19 protein-coding genes are annotated in these 14,831 nt (G+C 61.4%); all 19 read right to left on the bottom strand.

Annotated features, from left to right (window positions below):
* Positions 1-816 (bottom strand): ABC transporter ATP-binding protein, encoded by an 816-nt coding sequence (locus E8K79_RS01610; protein WP_136513183.1) that lies wholly within the window; start codon positions 814-816, stop codon positions 1-3.
* A gap of 35 nt (positions 817-851) precedes the next feature.
* The gene (cysK, locus tag E8K79_RS01605; RefSeq protein ID WP_136513182.1) at positions 852-1,781 is read right to left on the bottom strand and encodes a cysteine synthase A; all 930 of its coding nucleotides are present in this window, start codon (positions 1,779-1,781) and stop codon (positions 852-854) included.
* Between the two features lie 10 nt (positions 1,782-1,791).
* Positions 1,792-2,142 (bottom strand): NifB/NifX family molybdenum-iron cluster-binding protein, encoded by a 351-nt coding sequence (locus tag E8K79_RS01600; protein WP_162604581.1) that lies wholly within the window; start codon positions 2,140-2,142, stop codon positions 1,792-1,794.
* Positions 2,143-2,385: 243 nt separating this feature from the next.
* Entirely contained in the window at positions 2,386-3,456 is a 1,071-nt protein-coding gene (locus E8K79_RS01595; protein WP_136513180.1) for a sulfate/molybdate ABC transporter ATP-binding protein, read from the bottom strand.
* A 4-nt stretch (positions 3,457-3,460) separates the two neighbouring features.
* The gene (gene cysW / locus E8K79_RS01590; RefSeq protein ID WP_407925467.1) at positions 3,461-4,339 is read right to left on the bottom strand and encodes a sulfate ABC transporter permease subunit CysW; all 879 of its coding nucleotides are present in this window, start codon (positions 4,337-4,339) and stop codon (positions 3,461-3,463) included.
* A gap of 23 nt (positions 4,340-4,362) precedes the next feature.
* The gene (gene cysT / locus E8K79_RS01585) at positions 4,363-5,193 is read right to left on the bottom strand and encodes a sulfate ABC transporter permease subunit CysT (RefSeq protein WP_136513178.1); all 831 of its coding nucleotides are present in this window, start codon (positions 5,191-5,193) and stop codon (positions 4,363-4,365) included.
* Between the two features lie 248 nt (positions 5,194-5,441).
* Entirely contained in the window at positions 5,442-5,927 is a 486-nt protein-coding gene (locus tag E8K79_RS01580) for a DUF1638 domain-containing protein (RefSeq protein ID WP_136513177.1), read from the bottom strand.
* Between the two features lie 8 nt (positions 5,928-5,935).
* Complete coding sequence (locus E8K79_RS01575) at positions 5,936-7,021, bottom strand: uroporphyrinogen decarboxylase family protein (RefSeq protein WP_136513176.1); 1,086 nt, start codon at positions 7,019-7,021, stop codon at positions 5,936-5,938.
* Complete coding sequence (locus E8K79_RS01570; RefSeq protein ID WP_136513175.1) at positions 7,018-7,425, bottom strand: NifB/NifX family molybdenum-iron cluster-binding protein; 408 nt, start codon at positions 7,423-7,425, stop codon at positions 7,018-7,020. The genes E8K79_RS01575 and E8K79_RS01570 overlap by 4 nt, the downstream gene beginning before the upstream one ends.
* The gene (locus E8K79_RS01565; RefSeq protein ID WP_136513174.1) at positions 7,419-8,300 is read right to left on the bottom strand and encodes a radical SAM protein; all 882 of its coding nucleotides are present in this window, start codon (positions 8,298-8,300) and stop codon (positions 7,419-7,421) included. The genes E8K79_RS01570 and E8K79_RS01565 overlap by 7 nt, the downstream gene beginning before the upstream one ends.
* A gap of 33 nt (positions 8,301-8,333) precedes the next feature.
* Positions 8,334-9,212 (bottom strand): nitrogenase iron protein, encoded by an 879-nt coding sequence (gene nifH, locus E8K79_RS01560; RefSeq protein WP_136513173.1) that lies wholly within the window; start codon positions 9,210-9,212, stop codon positions 8,334-8,336.
* Positions 9,213-9,312: 100 nt separating this feature from the next.
* Entirely contained in the window at positions 9,313-9,495 is a 183-nt protein-coding gene (locus tag E8K79_RS01555; protein ID WP_136513172.1) for a YezD family protein, read from the bottom strand.
* Positions 9,495-10,448, bottom strand: coding sequence for a cysteine synthase A (cysK, locus tag E8K79_RS01550; protein ID WP_136513171.1), 954 nt, complete (start codon positions 10,446-10,448; stop codon positions 9,495-9,497). The genes E8K79_RS01555 and cysK (E8K79_RS01550) overlap by 1 nt, the downstream gene beginning before the upstream one ends.
* 127 nt (positions 10,449-10,575) lie before the next feature.
* Entirely contained in the window at positions 10,576-11,295 is a 720-nt protein-coding gene (locus tag E8K79_RS01545) for an amino acid ABC transporter permease (RefSeq protein WP_136513170.1), read from the bottom strand.
* Positions 11,296-11,307: 12 nt separating this feature from the next.
* A complete protein-coding gene (locus E8K79_RS01540) occupies positions 11,308-12,078 on the bottom strand; it encodes a transporter substrate-binding domain-containing protein (RefSeq protein WP_136513169.1) in 771 nt (256 codons plus the stop codon).
* 149 nt (positions 12,079-12,227) lie between these two features.
* Positions 12,228-13,169 carry a cysteine synthase A gene (gene cysK / locus E8K79_RS01535; RefSeq protein WP_136513168.1) on the bottom strand — a complete coding sequence of 314 codons (942 nt, stop codon included), beginning with the start codon at positions 13,167-13,169 and terminating at the stop codon, positions 12,228-12,230.
* A 17-nt stretch (positions 13,170-13,186) separates the two neighbouring features.
* Positions 13,187-14,014: a nucleotide-binding protein gene (locus E8K79_RS01530; protein WP_136513167.1), complete on the bottom strand. Its 828-nt coding sequence runs from the start codon at positions 14,012-14,014 to the stop codon at positions 13,187-13,189.
* A gap of 21 nt (positions 14,015-14,035) precedes the next feature.
* Positions 14,036-14,308, bottom strand: a complete 273-nt coding sequence (locus E8K79_RS01525; protein ID WP_136513166.1) for a hypothetical protein — start codon at positions 14,306-14,308, stop codon at positions 14,036-14,038.
* Between the two features lie 148 nt (positions 14,309-14,456).
* The gene (locus E8K79_RS01520) at positions 14,457-14,816 is read right to left on the bottom strand and encodes a pyridoxamine 5'-phosphate oxidase family protein (RefSeq protein ID WP_136513165.1); all 360 of its coding nucleotides are present in this window, start codon (positions 14,814-14,816) and stop codon (positions 14,457-14,459) included.
* Positions 14,817-14,831 lie beyond the last annotated feature (15 nt).

The following is a 14,831-nucleotide window of genomic DNA, read 5'->3' as shown; positions in this document are numbered from 1 at the left end:
TCAGATCGCCTCGCCGGCGCTTTGCACCGTGCGGCCGCCGTCCAGTTCCTGGAGCACGTCCGCGTTGAGTTCGCGGATCAACTGGTCCCGCAGCTTGGTGAAAGCGGGGTCGCTGTAAAGGTCTTGGCGCTGGCGGGGACGCGGGATGTCCACCTCGAAGACGCCACGCACCGCCCCGGGGTTGAGCCCCATCACGACCACGCGGTTGGCGAGCAGGATCGCCTCCTCCACGTCGTGCGTCACGAAGAAGACTGTCTTGCGTTCCCGCGCGTTGTGCTGCCACAGCTGTAAAAGCAGATCCTGCAGGCGCGCGCGGGTGATGGCGTCGAGCGCCCCGAACGGTTCGTCCATCAGAAGGACCGGCGAGTTGATGGCGAAGGCCCGGGCGATGGCGGCCCTCTGGCGCATGCCGCCGGAAAGAGCGCCGGGGAGCTTGTCGAACACGTCGCTCAATCCCACCATTTCCAGGTAGGCCTGGGCGGTCTCGGCCTGCTCCGCCTTCGATTTACCCGGGAACGCCTGGTTCAGCGCCAGGACCACGTTCTGCCCGGTGGTCATCCAGGGGAACAGGCTGTAGTCCTGGAACACGACCCCACGGTCGAGGCCGGGGCCGGTTATGGGGCTGCCGTCAAGGGTGAGGCGGCCGGAGGTCGGTTGCCCCAAACCTGCCAGCAGCCGCAACAGCGTGCTCTTGCCACAACCGGAGGGGCCCAGGAGACAGACGAACTCACCGGCGTACGCGGTGAAGTTGATCTCCTCCAGAACGATCTGGCTTCCGTAGGAAAAGGTGACGTTGTGTAGAGCTATCTCGTGCATGTTGGTATCTCCGGCTCGGTTATTTTGTTACGTGATCAGGCATCCTGGAACAGGGCGGTGGAGAGGTAGCGCTCACCGGTGTCGGGGAGGACGACAACGATCAGTTTGCCCTGGTTCTCCGGACGCCTTGCCACCTGGCGTGCGGCGAAGGCCGCGGCTCCCGCGGAGATGCCGACCAGCAGCCCCTCCTCGCGCGCCAGGGCGCGTGCAGTCTCGAACGCCTCTTCGTTCTTCACCTTGTAGACCTCGTCGTAGACCTGGGTGTTGAGGACGGCGGGTACGAAGCCGGCACCGATTCCCTGGAGCTTGTGGGGCGCCGGTGTGCCACCTGAGAGCACCGGGGAGTCAAGCGGCTCGACGGCGACCACCTTGATGGCGGGGTTTCTTTCCTTGAGCACCTCGCCCACTCCGGTGATGGTGCCGCCGGTCCCGACACCTGCGACGATGATGTCCACCCTTCCGGCGGTGTCCTCCCAGATCTCCTCGGCGGTGGTGGCGCGGTGGATGGCGGGGTTGGCGCCGTTGTTGAACTGCTGCGGCACGAAGGAGTTGGGGGTCGCCGCTGCGAGTTCGGTCGCCTTCTCGATGGCCCCCTTCATCCCTTTGGCACCGGGGGTGAGCACCAGTTCGGCGCCGTAGGCCTTCAAGAGGTTGCGGCGCTCGATGCTCATGGTGTCGGGCATGGTGAGGATGAGCCGGTATCCTTTGGCAGCCGCGACATAGGCGAGGGCGATGCCGGTGTTACCGCTGGTCGGCTCGATGATCACCGTGTCCTTGTTGATCAGCCCCTGCTCCTCGGCGGCCTTTATCATGGCGAAGCCGATACGGTCCTTGACCGAGCCTCCGGGATTGAAGGATTCCAGCTTGGCGACCAGTTCCGCGTTGCCGCCGGACTGGCGTGCGGAGAGGCGCAACAGGGGCGTTCTCCCGATGAGGTCGGTGATACTGTTGGCGATTCTGGACATACAGCCTCCTTTATTGGTTGATGTTTCTGGTTAGCAGCTTCGATTTCCGCAGGGTGCCAAGGGCTTCTGCCACGGGAAGTTCCAGAACAAACGGGATGATGCGCCGCGAGAGAAGGACATCCATGGCGGTAACACCGATCAGTGCCACGGCGACGCCCCGGCAATCGGAGATGACCTCGGCGGTCTGTTCGAGCTGGCCGTCGGCGTGCTCCCCTCCCGCACAGGCCGGTTGATTGAGCCTGTCCTCCAGGTGTTCCCACCCGTCATCGACCAGCCGGTAGATGGCAAAACGGTCGGCGCGCCCGAAGTGCAGGTCCACCGACGTTCCATCACTGGTTGCCAAGGCCACTCTCAGTTCCACGCCGCACCTCCGTTTCCGATTCGGAAAATAAAAAAGGCCAAGGTGGCAACTCCTTACGGAATCGCGAACCTTGGCCTCCAGTTTGTCTGGTCAACCAGTTTATTTGGGGATGGAAGAGCACCCCATGGGAGCTGTTCCAAAATGTTGGGGCCGATCATAGCGCCTGCAAAGGCACAAGTCAAGTATATTTCCAGTTAGCCCATAACTTTTGTAGACTAATACTGTTATGCAAGAGAACCGGCGTCAGATCTGGTAGTCATCCACGAACACCCGCATCTTTCGCGGCCGCGCGAACACCTGCTCGCCGATGCTGAGTTGCAACCGTTCAGCCTCTTCTCTGGTCAGATCGACCTCGATGGTCCGGTTGCCGTCGGGGAGTAACAGGTCCACCCGGACCAGTGGACCGACGGAGAGAAGGTAGCGCACCTCGGCCTTGATGGCACCCGGGTCGCCCGCTTGGCGCTCGATGGCGATGTCGTGCGAGCGGACGTAGCCCACCGCGGGTGCGTCGTTGGCCAAAGCGTATTCCGGCGACGACAGGTTGATGCCACCCATCTGCGCCGTCCCTTCGTGCACCCTGCCGTGGAAGAGGTTGACGCTGCCCAGGAAGTCGTAGACAAACGGCGTCGCCGGGTGGTCGTAGACCTCGGACGGCGTCCCCTGCTGCTCAATGCGCCCGTGGTTCATCACCACGATGCGGTCCGCGACCTCGAGCGCTTCCTCCTGGTCATGGGTCACGAAGACACTGGTGACGTGGATTTCGTCGTGCAGGCGCCTGAGCCAGCGGCGCAGTTCCAGCCTGACCTTGGCGTCCAGGGCACCGAAGGGCTCGTCCAGGAGGAGCACCTGCGGCTCGACGGCGAGGGCCCGGGCCAGCGCCACGCGCTGCCTCTGGCCGCCGGAGAGCTGCGCCGGATAGCGGTCGGCAAGGTTTTCCAACTGGATCAGTTTGAGCAGTTTGTTGACCTTGTCGCGGATTTCCTGCTTGCCGGGGCGGATCTTCTTGGGCTTGACCGTGAGGCCGAAAGCGATGTTGTCGAACACGGTCATGTGCCGGAACAGGGCGTAGTGCTGGAACACGAAACCGACCTGGCGCTCCTGCACTTGGCGCTTGGTCGCCTCTTTACCGTCGAAGAGGATCCTGCCGCTGTCAGGCGTCTCTAGTCCGGCGATGATGCGCAAAAGAGAAGTCTTCCCCGAGCCGGATGGCCCGAGCAGCGCCACTAATTCCCCGGAAGGAACCTTCAGGCTCACGTTGTCTAGGGCAACGAACCCGCCAAATGTCTTGCTGATCCCCTCGATATCGATGCTCATGGCTCTACCTTTCTTTTCCCGCGACTGAAATCGACTGCTGCATCTTCCACTCGGACACCGTTTTGATGGCGAGCGTCACCAGGGCAAGCAGGGCCAGCAGGGAGGCGACGGCGAAGGCCGCCGCGTAGTTGTACTCGTTGTAAAGGATCTCCACCTGGAGCGGAATGGTGTTGGTCGAACCGCGCACGTGGCCGGAGACGACCGAGACCGCGCCGAACTCCCCCATCGCCCTCGCGTTGCACAGGATAACGCCGTAGAGGATGCCCCACTTGATGTTAGGAAAGGTGACCCGGAAGAAGGTCTGCAGGCCGCTTGCCCCCAAGGTCAAGGCCGCTTCCTCCTCCTCGCGCCCCTGCGACTCCATGAGCGGGATCAGCTCCCGGGCGACGAACGGGAAGGTGACGAACACCGTGGCGAGAATGATGCCCGGAATTGCGAAAATGATCTTGATGTCATGCGTCTGCAGCCAAGGGCCGAGCCATCCCTGCAGGCCGAAGATCAGTACGTAAATGAGACCCGACACCACGGGAGAGACCGAAAAAGGGAGGTCGATCAGCGTGATCAGGAAACTCTTGCCGCGAAAGCTGAATTTGGCGATGGCCCACGAGGCAACAATACCGAAGAAGAGGTTCAGCGGAACACAGACCGCCGCCGTGATCAGGGTGAGGCGGATTGCCGAGATGGTGTCCGGCTCCTTGAGAGCCTCGAGGTAGGCCTCCCACCCCTTATCGAGGGCCTGCACGAAGACCGCGGCCAGCGGCATCAGGAGAAAGAGCGCCAGGAAAGCGAGCGCCGCGGTAACCAGCAAGTAACGCACCCACGTCGGTTCCGTGACTGCGCCCTTCCCTTCCCATCTTTGTGTCATCTTACCTACCTGCATCATCGATTCCTCCCGGGTGATCGCCCCTATTCAGCAAAACGCCTGCTCCACTTCTGCAAGAGGTTGATGCACAAGAGCATGAAAAAGGAGACCACCAGCATGACCGTGGCAATGGCAGTGGCCCCGGCGTAGTCGTACTGCTCCAGCTTGGTGATGATGAGCAGCGGCGTGATCTCGGAAACCATCGGCATGTTGCCGGCGATGAAGATGATGGAGCCGTACTCGCCGACGGCGCGGGCGAAAGCCAAGGCGAAGCCGGTTAGGATCGCGGGGAGCATGGTGGGCAAAAGCACCCGGCGAAAGGTCTGCCATCGGTTGGCCCCGAGGCAGGAAGCGGCCTCCTCGATCTCCTGGTCCAGTTCCTCCAGTACCGGCTGAACCGTCCGCACAACGAAGGGGAGGCCAATGAAGACCATAGCGACGGCGATGCCGAGCGGCGTAAAGGCAACCTTGATGCCGTGCGGCTCAAGGTATCGCCCGAGCCAGCCGTTTTGTGAGTAGATGCTGGCCAAGGTAATGCCGGCGACTGCGGTAGGCAGCGCGAACGGGAGGTCCACCAGAGCGTCGATCAGCTTTTTGCCCGGAAAACGGTAGCGGACCAGCACCCAGGCTACCAGCACCCCAGCGAAGGCGTTGATGACCGCCGCGGCGAGCGACGCGCCAAAGGTGACCCGGTAGGAGGCGAGCACACGCGGAGCGGTCACCGCCGCGACGAATCCGTCCCAGGTGAGGGTGGCGGTCTTGAAGAAGAGCGCGGAAAGGGGAATGAGCACGATAAGGCTCAGGTAAAAGATGGTGTAACCAAGCGCCGGAGTGAAGCCTGGTAAGACGTTATTTTTTCCGCTCGACCAGGCCATGTGTCCCTCCCTGCTGCACTACCGCCAGGCTTCCTAATGGCCGGCCACGCTGCGCCCTTAGGTTTAGAATAATAATTCCATCGAATTGGTGGACTAATGTTTATCATTACTCCATCATCATTGTCAACAAAAAAATCTACTGATTTGGTATAGTAACAAAAGACATATTCACCAGCACAGAGGTCAGCAAAAGGAAAGAGAAATCGTGAGAAGTAAAGCGCCATTGGAGGGCAAGGAATTGCAGGAACCTAAGAGGAGCACCTCGGTAAAAGCCAGGAACTCCGGGAATTGGTTGAGGTCAGTTTAGCTGGTACGGCCGGGGAGATCCCTAGCTCTGACGCCTCCAGCCAGCCGCCGGACAGGAAAAAGGTCCCCTTTTCCTCCTGCAGCAGCGATTCGTGTGAGTAGCTGGAGCCAAGCAGGACGGGGATGCAGTCGTGTGCCCGCGGGATATGGAGTTCGGCCGACGCTGCGGCAAGTCCGGAAACGGCGCCGCCGCACAACCCGAAGGCCAGCACCACCCGCCGCACTCCGTCGGTCTCCGCCAGGAACCGGCGCAGTTCCTCGCGCATCTTGTCCGGCCAGCGGTGCAGCCCCATCGAGACGAATTCGAACTCGACCTCCCTGTGCAGCGGGACCGCCAGCAGTTCCTCCTTCATCACCTCGCAGGCGATGATCCGGGTCGGGTCCGTTTCAGAGCGCACGCACTCCAAAGATGTCATTTCAGCTGCCATCTCCCCTTCTATGCCGCGCTCGCCTCTGCCCAGAGCGACGGGTCCAGGGGCCAGCGTCCATAGTTCCTGGCGGCGGCGACCAGGGCATCGATGTTGGCGGGCGGTGTGTCGATGGGAAGGCCGCACCCCAAGCCGAGAATGTACCCCTTCGGGTTGTCACACCCTTTGGCGAGACATTCCCTGGCGTTACGGGTAACGTCCTCCGGAGTACCGAGGTACATGGCGGCGCTGGGCCGGACGTTGCCCAGAAGCGCCACCCACTCCCCGACCTGGTGCTTGGCCTCGGCGAGATCGACTGCGTCGTCGAGACTCAACACCGAGGCACCGGTATCAGTCATCTCCTGCCAGATCTTCGTGGTGTTGCCGCAGATGTGGAGGGACGGGGCTGCGCCGCATTCCTGCTTGACGGCAGCGCATACCTCCTTAAGGTAGGGAAGCGCGAACTCCTTGAAAAGCGCCGACGATATCATGGTCCCGGAGGCGGTCGGATCGGCAAGACCGATCCGCGCGCCCCGCTCCAGCGCCGCCTTGGCGAAACGGATGATGCTCGCGGTGGAGTGTTGCAGCAGGCGGTGCGCGAACGCCGGGTTCTTGCGCAGGTCTCTCAAGAAACGCTCGGTGCCGCGGATGCCGGCGGCGGTGGTGAAGGGACCGGCGCAGGTCATCCCCAGCGGCACCTGGTCGCCGATCTCCTTGAGCACCAGCGTCGCCGCGTCGAGAAAGAGCGGCAGCCGCCCGTCACGTTCCGGATCGGGGATACGCAGCGTGTCGAGCAGCGACTCGTGGACCACGACATTCTCCGCGATGTAGGGCGTACTGTCCGGGAAGGCGACCTTACTTCCTATCGCCTCGGCGACGCCGGTAAGCCCCGGGCCGGTGTTGACGTTGTCCGCGCCGTAACGGCGCCAGGCGGCGATCTGCCCCTTGGCGAGCAACCGGGCGGAGTTGTTGTACTCCCCCACGGTCACGCCGATGACGCGCGCGGCATGATCGCTGATCAGGAGGTTGACCGGTATCCGGTCGAAAGGCTTGCCGGTCAGCGCCGCGACGGTGCGCTCTTTCGACGACATGGTTTCCTTGAAGGAGGCACTCATTTGCCCCCCCTCTGCGAGCAGCCGCAGGAGCCGCCCCGGGGCCGGCATCCGGTCCCCCCCGCACTCTCCAGATCGAGCAGCTTGTGCCGCTTGCCGTAGGCACTTAAGGCCCTGTCGATGCCCCCCTTTACAGTGAACGACTTTATACCGCGCCTGGCGAGGCTCCCTGCGGCATGTGGTCCGATCTGGCTTACGAGGACCACGTTTACGTCCGCCAGCTGTTCCACAGTCGTCTCCGCCGTGTGGACGCGAGCGTTGTCACGAGGGGCATTTGCGATCGGCCGAACTTCAAATAGTTCATAGCTGCCGTCCTCCTCAACCCGGTACAGGCGGAACTCGCGTGCCTGCCCGAAATGTTCGTTGATGGTAAGTCCATCTGTCGTAGCAACCGCCACCTTCACCATTGTCCGCTCCTTCTGACGTGTTCCTTCACTGCCGCTTTATTATCTGCGCAGCCGCCGATGAGTCCGATGGCGTCCGCGCGGCATTGCTGACAGCCGCGAAACTGCGCGATGGTTCCTTCGTTGGCTTGGCGGATCTGCTCCAGTTGATCCGCTGTCGGTGGGGGCACGTGGGCGAAGGCCGCCTGCGGAATGATGGGCATCACGTTCATCAAGAAGGCTCCGGCCTTACTAACCTTCTCGGCGATTAGCGGGATCTGTCCTTCGTTGGTCCCCGGGATGAGCACCGTGTTCACTTTGACGACTATCCCGCGCTCCGCCGCGAGCCGAACCCCCTCGAATTGGTTGCGAATAAGGATCCCGGCCCCTTCCCTGCCGGTCGTGATGCGGCCACGGTAGCGGACCTGCCGGTAAATATGCGCCCCCACCCCGGGATCCACCGCATTGATGGTGACGGTAAGGCTGTGCAGGTTGATGTCTGCGAGTTCCCCGATCCGGTCAGGGAGCAATAGACCATTGCTACTCAGGCAGAAGAGCAATTCCGGATACTCCTGCTGGACCAGCCTAAAGGTCTCAAAGGTCTCCTCGTTGGCCAGAGGGTCACCAGGCCCGGCGATGCCGATCACCTTAATGAGGGAACCGTAGTCAGTGCGGGCCATAACGTCCCGCACCTGTGCCAGCGCCTCGATCGGGGTGAGCAGCCTGCTGGTCACACCGGGACGCGTTTCGTTAGCACAGTCATGCCTGCGGTCGCAGTAGCCGCAGGTTATGTTGCACCGCGGCGCCACGGCGAGATGGATCCGTCCGTTCTTGTGGCGGTTCCCGCCAAAACAGGGATGCCCCTGGGCCACCCTTTCTCTGGTCCTTGAACTTGCCATGCCCCCTCCCTTAGTTGCGTCGCCTGTGTCCTTCTATATGCTGGCACCGCTGCTTCTCACCTCGCCGGTCTCGATTGCCAGCAGGGTGTCGGCCCACTTGAGAGCCCACTCGTGCAGCTGCTTGTCGTTCAGCGGGGTGGGCACCTTAGAGTCGGTATGGTTGTAAATCCGCTCGGCGAGGGCGCGATACACCTTTGCCTGCTCCGAATCCGGAAAGGCCTCGATGGTCGTTTTTCCCTGCAGCTCAGACTGGGTCACCGTGACTGATCGGGGAACGTACTCGACCACCTGGGTCTGGGTATTTGCCACGAAGTCGTCAATGATCGCCTTGTGGTAGTCCGAGTTCATAGAGTTGGCGATGACGCCGCCCAGGAGCGCCCCCCCGTTGTTGGAGTACTTCTGGATCCCCTTGAACAGGTTGTTGGCAGCATAGACCGCCATGAAGTCCGAAGAGGAGACTGTGAAGACATGGTCTGCGATACCCTCGCGCACCGGGACGGCAAAGCCACCGCAGACGACGTCGCCCAGAACGTCGTAGACCACGATGTCCAGTTCGAGTTCCTCGAAGACTCGCAGCTGTTTCAACAGCTCAACCGAAGTGATGATGCCGCGTCCTGCGCACCCCACGCCCGGGGCGGGTCCGCCCGCCTCGACACAGTAGATGCCGCCGAAACCGCGAAAGATGACCTCGTCCATCTTCACATTCTTTTTCTCGCGCAGGGTGTCGAGGATGGTTGGGATGTAGCCGCCGCCGCGCAGGGTGGTGGTAGAGTCGCTTTTCGGGTCGCAACCGATCTGCATTACCTTAAGGCCGGAGGCGGCGAGGGCAGCGCTGATGTTGGAGGTGGTGGTGGATTTGCCAATGCCACCCTTGCCATAGATGGCGATGGTTTTCACTTTCTTACCGGACATTTCGTTAGCTCCTTTTCTGTGTGTGTTGTCCTAATCCTTGACCGCTTCGGCCTGCGCCCTCAGTCCTATATACGCCCCGCAGTTCAACAAGTAAGGCCTTTCAGATGCCGCTGCCGTCGATGTGACCGGGCTTGTTGAGACGGTACTTCTCGTTACGGTCCACCTGGATAACTCGCCCGTCCTGGACCACCAAGGTGAGCGTCCCGAAGCGAACAGTGGCGAGCAGCTCCCTCACGATCTGCTCCAGTTCCGGATTCCATGGCTCGAGACTCTGCGCGCCCATCAGATTCCCTCGAAGAGCGCGGTGGACAGGTAGCGCTCGGCTCCGTCGGGGAAGACCACCACGATGGTCTTGCCGGCGAATTCCTCGCGCTGTGCCAGGCGCACGGCAGCCGCGGCCGCGGCGCCTGAGGAGATGCCGACCAGAAGCCCCTCTTCCCTGGCGAGCCGTTTGGCGAACTCAAGGGCCTCCTCGCTAGTCACCTGCTCCACCCGGTCCACCAGAGACAGATCGAGGGTGTCGGGGATGAAGCCCGCGCCGATGCCCTGGATCTTGTGCGGTCCCGGTTTCAGCTCCTCACCCGCCAGAGTCTGGCTGATGACCGGACTCTCCTGGGGCTCCACTGCCACGGACACAATCTGCTTCTGCCTGGTCTGCTTCAGGTAGCGGGAGACCCCGGTGATGGTCCCGCCGGTTCCTACCCCGGCCACCAACACATCGACGCCGCCGTCTGAATCGTTCCAGATCTCCGGGCCGGTCGTCGTTTCGTGAATGGCGGGGTTCGCCTGGTTCTTGAACTGTTGTGGTATAAAGTAACGACTCGGCTCCGAAGCTGCGATCTCTTCCGCCTTCTTGATTGCCCCCTTCATCCCTTCCGCACCGGGGGTGAGGATCAGGTGCGCGCCCAGGGCAGCCAGCACGCGGCGCCGCTCGATGCTCATGGTGTCGGGCATGGTGAGGGTGAGCTTGTAGCCTCTGGCCGCGGCCACGTAGGCGAGGGCAATGCCGGTGTTTCCTGAGGTCGGTTCCACGATCTCGACGCCCGGCTTCAGCACGCCGCGCTTCTCGGCGTCCCAGATCAGGTTGGCGCCGATGCGGCACTTTACCGAGTAGGCGGGGTTGCGCCCCTCGATCTTTGCCAGCACCGTGGCCTTGGCCTCGCCCGTTACGTGGTTCAGTTGCACCAGCGGGGTGTTGCCGATCGATAAAGAGTTGTCTCCATAGATGTTGCCCATAAGCTGTTCCCTCCTGTGTTCTGTCGTCAGACAACGAAAAAAGGCCAAGGGAGATTACCCTTGACCTCTGGTTTTCCAGTCAGTCCGGCACGTTGTGATGCACCATCTATAGCCTGAAGGTTGACGCCTAGGCTGCCGCTCCGCGTAGTCGCGACTGTTTGAGTCTCGACTCCAACAGCGTCAGCACCTGCTCTATCAAGAAGCAGATCGTCCAGTACACCAAGGCTACGACGATATACACCTCGAAAAACTGCAATGTCCGCGCTCCTTCGAGCTTAGCGGCTCCCATTATCTCGACAACGGACACCATGAAAGCAAGCGAAGTGTCCTTCAGCAGGCTGATCAGCGTGTTCCCGAGATTGGGCAGCGCGATGGTGAACGCCTGGGGAAGAATCACCCAGCGCATCCCCTGCCATCGCCCCATCCCGGTCGATACTGCAGCCTCCATTTGCCCTCTGTCCACCGCCTCTATGGCCGCCCTGATAGTCTCCGACAGGTAGGCACCCACGTTGAGCGCAAGCGAGAAGTAGACGAAGACGATGGCGGGTATGCTGCTCACATCAAGCTGGAATATCCCCTGTACGGCGAGGTACTCAAGCGTCTTGGGGATGCCGTAGTAGGCAAGGTACATCTGCACCAGCAGCGGTGTTCCCCGGATAAAAGAGATATAGAAGGTCGCCCCCTGGCTGAGCAGTGGGATCCGGAAGAAGCGCACCAGTGCGGCGACCAACCCGATGCAGAGCGCAATCGCCATGGAGACAGCTGTCAGTTCCAGCGTAATCGGGAGAACCTCGAGAATTGCCGGCAGAATCTCCCGCATGAAGGCGAAGTCTAGAAACGGTGGCATGTCGATTTCCCGCTATTTCGTGTAGTCAGCGCCGAACCACTTTATCGAGAGCTTCGCGAGAGTGCCGTCTTTCTTGAGCGCCTTGAGGCCGTCGTCCACCAGCTTCTTCAGCTTCTGCCCGTCGGCGTCCTGACGGAATACGAAGTAGCTCGGCACCAGGTCCACCGGCTTGCCGACCGGTTTCACGTTCAGCTTGAGTTGCTTGATGTTATAGCCGACGGTGAGGCGGTCGTTGATGGTCGCGTCGAGGCGTCCGGTCACGATATCCTGCAGTACGGTGGTGAAGTTGCCGTCATAATACTTGATCTCGAACTGCTTGTTCTTGTTGGCCTCTTCCAGGATCTTGGAGTAGTTGCTCCCGGCGCCGGTTCCCACCTTGAGGCCGCGCAGGTCTTCGAGGCTCTTCAAGTTCTGCTTGTCGCCGCGAACGATCAACTGCGCCCCGGAGATGAGGTAGCTGTTATCGGAGAAGAGGAATTTCTTTTCACGCTGCGGGTTCTTGCTGATCTGGTTGGCGATGACATCGAACTTCTTGGATTCGAGACCGAGGAACATGCTGTCCCAAGGAGTGGGGACGTAGTTGACCTCAAAGCCGACCTTCTTGCCCGCTTCGCGCAGCACCTCTATGTCGTAGCCGGTCAGCTTGCCATTCTTGTCCTTGAAGGTGAAGGGAGCGTACACCCCTTCGGTTCCCACCTTCAGCACGGGTTTCCCCGCCAATGCGACACCGCTCGCCAGTGCCACCGCGGCGGCAGCGGTAACCAACACAGTTTTCCAGTTCATGTTTCCTCCTTAGAATTATGCCTTGACCGCGGACGACCGCGCATTTTCACGACCTTTGCCGTAAAGTAACAACCTTAAAGTGGTGACATGTACACTACTGCAAGAATCAGGAAATGTCAACTTACTATTCTATAGTTTTACTAGGATATTCATAGGCCTTTTTCCTGAATGGCGAAGAGCGGCGTGGACAAGTAGCGCTCACCGGTGTCCGGCAGCACCACCACGATGCGTTTGCCGCGGTTCTCCGGGCGTTCCGCGATCAGGCAGGCGGCATGGGCAGCGGCGCCTCCTGAGATGCCGGCCAAAACTCCCTCCATCCTGGCTAGCCGCCGGCTAGCCTCGATGGCCTCACCCGACCTCACCCTCAAGATTTCGTCGATTATCTTCATGTTCAGCAACTCGGGGATGAACCCGGAGCCGATCCCCTGGATGCTGTGCGGGCCCGGCAGGCCACCGGAGAGTACCGGGGACTCCAAGGGCTCCACCGCGATGATCTTTACCTTAGGGTTGCGAGCCTTCAATTCCTCTCCGACGCCGGTGAGAGTGCCGCCGGTCCCCACCCCTCCCACCACGATGTCCACCTTCCGGTCCGTGTCTTGCCAGATCTCCTCGGCGGTGGTAGCGCGATGGATGGCCGCGTTCGCCTTGTTCTTGAACTGCGAAGGCACGAAGGAATTGGGGATGCGGGCCGCAAGTTCCTGGGCTGCCTCCATCGGGCCCTTCATCCCCTGCGCCCCCGGAGTAAGTATCAGTTCGGCCCCGTAGGCCTTGAGCAGATTGCGGCGCTCGACGCTCATCGAATCGGGCATGGTGAGCACCAACCGGTATCCGCGCGCCGCCGCCACCATGGCGAGCGCGATGCCCGTGTTGCCGCTGGTCGGCTCGATGATGACGGTATCATGGTTGATGAGTCCCTGCTCCTCGGCCTCGATGAGCATGCCGTAGCCGATACGGTCCTTGACGCTCCCTCCAGGGTTGAATGCTTCCAGTTTGGCCAGGACTTCCGCCCCGAAACCGGATGCGAAACGGTTAAGACGCAGCAGTGGCGTTGATCCGATGAGCTCGGTAAGGCTGTCGTAAATGGGTGCCATCTTGGCATCCTCCTTGTCTAGATCCCGAGTCCGCCGGTCACCACGCCAGTCTCGAGCTCGGCGATGATGTCACCCCACTTCCCGTACCACTTTTTCATGGCGTCGTCGTCAAGCTGCCTGGGACGGCGCTGCGTTGCCGCCTCGACCAGGTTTTTCGCCAGCTTGCGGTAGGCGTAGGTGACGTGCGAGAAGGGCGCGGACTCGAGAAGAGTCTGGCAATAGAAGTCGCTTACCAAAACCATGACGGAGTGCGGGATGGTCGCCGTGACAGCCCCCCCGGATTGTCCTGCGAAATCGGACACGATGGCCTCCTGCAGCGGCCCCGTCAGGTTGTTGGCCACCACGCCCGCCAGCCTGGTGTTGGCGGCGGCGACCGTGTTGAGCCAGCCGAAGAGCCGGTTCACCGCCTGCAGTGCGCAACGGTCGGCAGAGGTGACCACCAGGACACTGGCCACGCCGTCAATCCCAGCCGGCAGCCGGAAGCTGCTTCCAGGCTCCCAGGCTACGTCATGCAGCACGAACTCCGGCCGATAAGCCTCGATCAGGGGATGGTCCAAAAGAGCCGCCTGCGCTGTTTCGTCGTCCGCCACGCTCCCCCCAGTTTCCAGGCAGAGGGCCCCACGGTAGCCGCGTGCGTATAGGGGAGGCTCCTCCCCGTGCCGCCAGGCCGGAAGCGCCTTCAGTTCGCTGCCTCCCGCCAGGTTGCACGCGGAGCTCCTGTGGTTGTCGTACCCGATGAGCAGGACCCGGCGTCCAGCCTCCGCCAGTGCAGCGCTCACGTTGGCCGCTACGGTTGACCTTCCTACGCCTCTTTTCCCTACGATGACGAGATGCTGTCCGGCCATGTTGCGCCTCCTTTCACAGTTTCATGCCCCAGCGCAGCACGGTGCGCCGTTCGACGGTGCTGAAGAGCACCGGCCTCGCTGCGATCCTGCCGTCACGCGTCCCAAAGATGTGGGTCCGGTGATGGCATGCAGGTCCAGATCCAGCTCAGCCAGTGCCGCATCGCTGTAGTAGACGCCGCGCCGCTGCACATCGGCCTTCAGGATAACCAGCGGCGGGATCTCGGGGTACTTCTCGATCACCTCTAGGCGGCTGAGTGGTCCGTCCATTTTAATTACGACATTTACACGTGCCATGACGTCCTCTATCGATTGCTGTGTTTGCTGAACATACGCCTAGGCGGCCGCCCCGGGTTCCTCGCCAGCCGGGCCAGGTGGTTGAAACAGGGAAAGCCCGAGGCCTCCTTCCCTGCTGCTGTTTTTAAAACTGCCGTCACTCACCTCTTCAGGCTCGATGATCCAGACCGCCGCGACATCCACATCGTATCTCTTTGTAATGCGAGCGGAAAACCGGACCGGCGATGAGGGTCTTCACCGGCCTCCCCTTAACCAGGAAGCTTCGCCCCTCCGGACCGCTCACGAGGACCGAGACGGTGTCGCCGAACCAGCTGCTCCGTACCAAGTTGCGGTTCGTACGTGAGGACTCCAGCAGCTCCGTGTAGACGAGCCGTTCCGACTCGTCCAGGTAGAGGGACTGCTTGACAGCAAGGTGCGGGAAGCCCGCCTCGTCGACCGTGGCAAGCACCTTGACCGTTTCTGGATCCTTGAGAAGTTGCGCAGCCTCTTTCGGGATGGTTACTGACATGCCATGCCTCCTTCG

Source organism: Geomonas edaphica, assembly GCF_004917075.1.
GTDB classification, from domain to species: domain Bacteria; phylum Desulfobacterota; class Desulfuromonadia; order Geobacterales; family Geobacteraceae; genus Geomonas; species Geomonas edaphica.
This window is presented reverse-complemented; position numbering and strand designations above follow the sequence as displayed.

Coding starts and splice junctions, on each gene's coding strand:
- E8K79_RS01575 (WP_136513176.1), bottom strand. CDS start 7,021: ATGAGTGCCTCCTTCAAGGAAACCATGTCGTCGAAAGAGCGCACCGTC.
- E8K79_RS01545 (WP_136513170.1), bottom strand. CDS start 11,295: ATGCCACCGTTTCTAGACTTCGCCTTCATGCGGGAGATTCTGCCGGCA.
- E8K79_RS01540 (WP_136513169.1), bottom strand. CDS start 12,078: ATGAACTGGAAAACTGTGTTGGTTACCGCTGCCGCCGCGGTGGCACTG.
- E8K79_RS01530 (WP_136513167.1), bottom strand. CDS start 14,014: ATGGCCGGACAGCATCTCGTCATCGTAGGGAAAAGAGGCGTAGGAAGG.
- E8K79_RS01610 (WP_136513183.1), bottom strand. CDS start 816: ATGCACGAGATAGCTCTACACAACGTCACCTTTTCCTACGGAAGCCAG.
- E8K79_RS01555 (WP_136513172.1), bottom strand. CDS start 9,495: ATGGGCGCGCAGAGTCTCGAGCCATGGAATCCGGAACTGGAGCAGATC.
- cysK (WP_136513171.1), bottom strand. CDS start 10,448: ATGGGCAACATCTATGGAGACAACTCTTTATCGATCGGCAACACCCCG.
- E8K79_RS01580 (WP_136513177.1), bottom strand. CDS start 5,927: ATGGCAGCTGAAATGACATCTTTGGAGTGCGTGCGCTCTGAAACGGAC.
- cysK (WP_136513182.1), bottom strand. CDS start 1,781: ATGTCCAGAATCGCCAACAGTATCACCGACCTCATCGGGAGAACGCCC.
- cysT (WP_136513178.1), bottom strand. CDS start 5,193: ATGGCCTGGTCGAGCGGAAAAAATAACGTCTTACCAGGCTTCACTCCG.
- E8K79_RS01525 (WP_136513166.1), bottom strand. CDS start 14,308: ATGGCACGTGTAAATGTCGTAATTAAAATGGACGGACCACTCAGCCGC.
- cysK (WP_136513168.1), bottom strand. CDS start 13,169: ATGGCACCCATTTACGACAGCCTTACCGAGCTCATCGGATCAACGCCA.
- E8K79_RS01595 (WP_136513180.1), bottom strand. CDS start 3,456: ATGAGCATCGATATCGAGGGGATCAGCAAGACATTTGGCGGGTTCGTT.
- E8K79_RS01520 (WP_136513165.1), bottom strand. CDS start 14,816: ATGTCAGTAACCATCCCGAAAGAGGCTGCGCAACTTCTCAAGGATCCA.
- cysW (WP_407925467.1), bottom strand. CDS start 4,339: ATGATGCAGGTAGGTAAGATGACACAAAGATGGGAAGGGAAGGGCGCA.
- nifH (WP_136513173.1), bottom strand. CDS start 9,212: ATGTCCGGTAAGAAAGTGAAAACCATCGCCATCTATGGCAAGGGTGGC.
- E8K79_RS01565 (WP_136513174.1), bottom strand. CDS start 8,300: ATGGCAAGTTCAAGGACCAGAGAAAGGGTGGCCCAGGGGCATCCCTGT.
- E8K79_RS01570 (WP_136513175.1), bottom strand. CDS start 7,425: ATGGTGAAGGTGGCGGTTGCTACGACAGATGGACTTACCATCAACGAA.